5 protein-coding genes and 1 pseudogene are annotated in these 4,264 nt (G+C 64.1%); 2 read left to right on the top strand and 4 right to left on the bottom strand.

Annotation, left to right across the window (positions count from 1 at the left end):
- Nucleotides 1-491: pseudogene (locus tag EN914_RS26385) on the top strand (ornithine cyclodeaminase family protein); the annotation flags it as partial.
- Nucleotides 488-1,969 (top strand): histidine ammonia-lyase, encoded by a 1,482-nt coding sequence (gene hutH, locus EN914_RS26380; RefSeq protein ID WP_024501555.1) that lies wholly within the window; start codon nucleotides 488-490, stop codon nucleotides 1,967-1,969. The pseudogene EN914_RS26385 and the gene hutH, both read left to right, overlap by 4 nt.
- A gap of 9 nt (nucleotides 1,970-1,978) precedes the next feature.
- Here hutH and purU read toward each other — a convergent pair whose 3' ends face one another.
- The 4 genes from purU to EN914_RS26360 form a co-directional block, all read right to left on the bottom strand.
- Nucleotides 1,979-2,860, bottom strand: coding sequence for a formyltetrahydrofolate deformylase (gene purU / locus EN914_RS26375; RefSeq protein ID WP_024501556.1), 882 nt, complete (start codon nucleotides 2,858-2,860; stop codon nucleotides 1,979-1,981).
- Nucleotides 2,857-3,657 carry a 3-methyl-2-oxobutanoate hydroxymethyltransferase gene (locus EN914_RS26370; RefSeq protein WP_024501557.1) on the bottom strand — a complete coding sequence of 267 codons (801 nt, stop codon included), beginning with the start codon at nucleotides 3,655-3,657 and terminating at the stop codon, nucleotides 2,857-2,859. Before EN914_RS26370 ends, purU begins: the two co-directional genes overlap by 4 nt.
- A 34-nt stretch (nucleotides 3,658-3,691) precedes the next feature.
- Complete coding sequence (locus EN914_RS26365) at nucleotides 3,692-4,006, bottom strand: MocE family 2Fe-2S type ferredoxin (protein WP_013530832.1); 315 nt, start codon at nucleotides 4,004-4,006, stop codon at nucleotides 3,692-3,694.
- 11 nt (nucleotides 4,007-4,017) lie between these two features.
- Nucleotides 4,018-4,264, bottom strand: a 247-nt coding sequence (locus EN914_RS26360) for a fatty acid desaturase (protein WP_206527241.1), incomplete at its 5' end; no start/stop codon positions are given.

Genomic DNA, 4,264 nt, shown 5'->3' with positions numbered 1-4,264 from the left:
GCCGCGACGGTTTTGCCGCCGGACTCTCCGCCGATCTCGGCAAGACGGTCACAGCGGTGGCCGACTGGAAAAGCTGCATCGAGGGCGCCGACATCGTCGTCGAGGCCTCGCGGCTGCCGGAGCCGCAGCCGTTGCTGAAGACCGAATGGATCAAGCCCGGCGCGCTGGTCGTGCCCTATGGCACGATGAGCGCGGTGGAACTGTCGTTGACTGACATAATGCAGAAAATGGTCGTCGACGATTGGGGCCAGTGCAAGGGCGGCAAGTTCGGCTCGCTACGCGCCCATGTCGAGACCGGGCGGCTGAGCGAGAAGACGCTGCATGCCGAGCTCGGCCAGATCGCCGCCGGCCTGAAAGTCGGGCGCGAAAGCGACGACGAAACGATCCTGTTCTGGCATCGTGGCCTGTCGCTGTCTGATATCGCGTTGGGCAAGGCGATGCTGGCCAAGGCGCAGGCGCAAGGCATCGGCCAGAGACTGCGCTTCGCATGAGCGCGCTCGTCCTCACCGGAACCGGCGTCGGCGTCGGCGATGTCGCTGCGGTCGCCCGCGATGGGCGCAAGGTGGAGATCGGACCCGATGTCATCGGCAGGCTTGAGAAGGCACGAAGAGTGCTCGACCAGGCTGCAGCGTCCGGCCAGCAGATCTATGGCTTGAACACCGGGCTCGGCGCCAATCTCGGCACTGCTGTAGAGGGCGATGCCGGAGCCTTCCAGCGCCAGTTGCTGGAGGGACGCAGCGGCGCCGTCGGCGAAGGATTGCCGGTCGATGCCGTGCGGGCAAGCATGGCCGCGCGTGCAGCGATGCTGTCGGTTGGCGGATCCGGCCTTTCGTCTTCCGTCTTCGTTGCTTTGCTCGACGCGCTCAATGCCGGCGTCCATCCCGTCATGCCCTCGCTCGGTTCGATCGGAGCCGGCGACCTGGTGCTGATGACGGCACTCGCCCGCATGCTCACCGGCGAAGGCGAAGCCGACTATCAGGGCCGTCGCATACCGGCGGCCAAGGCGCTGATGATGGCGCGCCTCGCCCCGATCAGCCTGGCGCCCAAGGACGGGCTATCGCTGATCAACGCATCGGCGGTTTCCGCCGGCAGCGGCGCACTTGCAGTGACGGATGCCCTCACTGCCCTGGCCCAGCAACAGCATGCCGGGGCTTTGACCATGGAAGGTTTTGGTGCCAACCGCACCATCCTCGACCCGCGCCTGCATATGGCGCGCCCGGCAGCCGGCCAGCAGGAAGCAGCCAAGGTGCTGCACAATCTGCTCGTCCGAGACGACGCGCCGGCACCGACCACCTTGCAGGACCCGCTGTCGATCCGCTGCATGTCGTCGGTCCATGGCGCACTGATCGAGGCGATCGGCCAGGCGAGACAGGCTGTCGAGATCGAGCTCAACGCCGCCGCCGACAACCCGCTGGTGCTGGGCGATGATGAACTGGTACTGTCGACCGGCAATTTCCACACCGCCGCACTGGCGCTCGCCTTTGAGACGCTCGGCCTGGCGATCGCCCAATGTGCCGCGGCCAGTGCCGCGCGCTTCATCCAGCTCACCGGTTCGGGCCGCAATGGCCTACCGAAATATCTGTCGCCGGTCGGCGGCGCCTCCGCCGGCTTTGTACCGCTACAGAAGACAGTGACCTCGATCCTGGCCGCCATCCGCCATAAGGCCAATCCGGTGATGCTCGACTTTCTGGCCGTGTCGGAGGGCGTCGAGGATCACGCCACGCAGACACCTCTGGCGGTTGCGAAATGCGCAGGGATGATCGCGCTGTGGCGGTGGCTGATCGCCTTCGAATTGATGGCCGCCGCGCAGGCCGTCGACCTGCGTGACGGCTTCACACTGGCGCCGCGCACGGCCGCACTTCACGCGGTGATACGCGCTCTCGTCCCCATGCTGAAAGAGGACCGGCCGCTCGGTATCGACGCCGAAGCGCTCTACGCCGCGCTCGCCGGCGGAAATTGGCCGGCCTGACGCGGCTTCTCAGAAGGCGACGGTCTTGTGGCCGTTAAGCATAACGCGGGCTTCGAGATGCAGCTTGACGGCGCGCGCCAGTACCCGGCTTTCTATGTCGCGCCCGACGGCGACGAAATCCTCGGCGCTCATCGCATGGGTGACGCGTTCGGTCTCCTGATCGATGATCGGGCCCTCGTCGAGGTCGGAGGTGACGTAATGCGCCGTCGCACCGATCAGCTTGACGCCGCGGTCGAAAGCCTGGTGGTACGGCTTGGCGCCCTTGAAGCTCGGCAGGAACGAATGGTGGATGTTGATCGCCCGTCCGAACAGCCGGTCCGACAGACCTTTTGAAAAGACCTGCATGTAGCGCGCCAGGATGACCAGTTCGGCCCCTGTCCGCTGCACCAGGTCCAGCAGCTTCTGTTCCTGTTCGGCCTTGTTCTCCTTGGTGGTCGGCCAATGGTGGTAGGGAATGCCCTCCAGCTCGGCGAAGCGGCGGGCATCCTCGTGGTTGGAGACGACGGCTGCAACCTCCGCGTTCAGCCAGCCGACCCTGATCTGGTACAGCAGATGGAGAAGCGCGTGGTCGAACTTGGAGACCATGACGATGATCTTCGGGCGGCGTCCCTGATCGACCAGCGCGGTCTTCATGCCGAAGCGATCGACGCTTGATTCCAGGGCCCGCTCCAGACTGTCCCCGGTCGAGCCTAACGGGCTGATGAAGGCGATCCGCATGAAAAAGCGATTGGTCTGCCGGTCCCAGAACTGGCTGCTTTCGGCGATGTTGGCGCCGTTCGCGGCAAGCTCCGCCGTGACGGCGGCGACGATCCCCGGCCGATCCTCGCAGGAAAGCGTGAGAATATGAACCGGCGCGGCCTCGTCCGTCGCATCATTGCCTTGAGATTTCACGCCCCGTCGACCCTCTTCATGAACAGGCTGAGTTCAGCCGGATCCATATGCACCACATGCCTGTCTTCGGGGTAGGCGAGACTGTTCACGTCGGCAACATATTCCGAAAACGCGGCGATACGCTCGGCCTGCAAACGATCATATTCGGCGGCGAAATTGCGATACACCTTGGAATGACGGGGCATGTGGCCACGGTTCTGGCCGAGAATGTCGTCGGCGAACAGATATTGCGCATCGCAACCGGTACCCGCTCCCATCGACAGCATGATCAGCGACGTCCGCTCCGAGATCGCCTTGGCCACCTCGACCGGCACCACCTCGATCTCGGCGCCGATGGCGCCTGCGGCCTCCAGCTGCTTCACCGCCGCGAAGACCTCCATGGCGGTGTCGGCGGTCTTGCCGACCGCCTTGAAGCCGCCAGTCCAGGTCGCCCGTGACGGGATCAGCCCGACATGGCCGATCACCGGGATATTGTCATCGGCCATCCGCTTGATCGTGGCATAGCCGGCGCTGCAATAGACCGCGTCGGCGCCGGCCTTGTAGAGCCGGAAGGCCCAGCGCACGAAATCGTCCGCCGTGCCGATCTCGTAGAAATTGTCGCCCGGCATGGTGAACAGGCTAGGCGCCGCGTCGCGGTACTCAGGGTTGAGCACCAATTCGGGCGGCACCGAGACGATGTCGACCCCTGCGCGCTCCGCGGCCTCGGCCTCGTCCATCGTCAGCACACGCAGCATGGTCAGCTGTCGCTTGCCCTTCATGGCGCGCAAATCCGCCACCGTCGGTCTTTTTCGGCTCATCAAAAGGGTTCCCTCAGTTGCATTCGGCGGCAGGTCAGCCGATCTGGATCATCACTTTGCCAGCCTCGACCTTCACTGGATAGGTGGCGAGATTGACGCATACCGGTGCGCCTCGAGCCACGCCCGTCTTGTAGTTGAAGCGGCCATTGTGCTTGGGGCATTCGATGATGTCGTCCATCACCAGCCCATCGGCCAGATGCGCCTTCTCATGCGTGCAGTACCCGTCGGTTGCGAAGTACTCGTCATCGGGACTGCGATAGATGGCGAAGGTACGGCCGCCATGATCGAAGCGGATGACATCCTCTTCCTCGACATCGTCAACGCCACACGCTTCAACCCAGTCGGCCATCTGCTTCTCCCCTATTCCGCCGCAGCCGGAACGGTCAGTGCATGGAATTCGTCCCGATACGGCCGCGCCGTCGGCGGCAATTCACGTTTGAGGAAATAATCCTCGTACTGAAGCTGCTTCAGCAGCACCGGCCAGACCTCGCGATAGGCATGCCACATCGAAGGGTTCGGCTCGGGCAGATCGTGCTTGATCAATTCGTGCAGCCTCGGCAGCGCGTGATAGGGCACCATCGGGAACATGTGATGTTCGACATGATAG

This window comes from Mesorhizobium sp. M7A.F.Ca.CA.001.08.2.1 (assembly GCF_003998455.1).
In the GTDB taxonomy this organism is placed as follows: Bacteria; Pseudomonadota; Alphaproteobacteria; order Rhizobiales; family Rhizobiaceae; genus Mesorhizobium; species Mesorhizobium ciceri.
This window is presented reverse-complemented; position numbering and strand designations above follow the sequence as displayed.

Bases quoted from the DNA above. Each gene is read 5' to 3' on its own strand.
- EN914_RS26370 (WP_024501557.1), bottom strand. From the start codon at position 3,657: ATGAGCCGAAAAAGACCGACGGTGGCGGATTTGCGCGCCATGAAGGGC.
- EN914_RS26365 (WP_013530832.1), bottom strand. From the start codon at position 4,006: ATGGCCGACTGGGTTGAAGCGTGTGGCGTTGACGATGTCGAGGAAGAG.
- hutH (WP_024501555.1), top strand. From the start codon at position 488: ATGAGCGCGCTCGTCCTCACCGGAACCGGCGTCGGCGTCGGCGATGTC.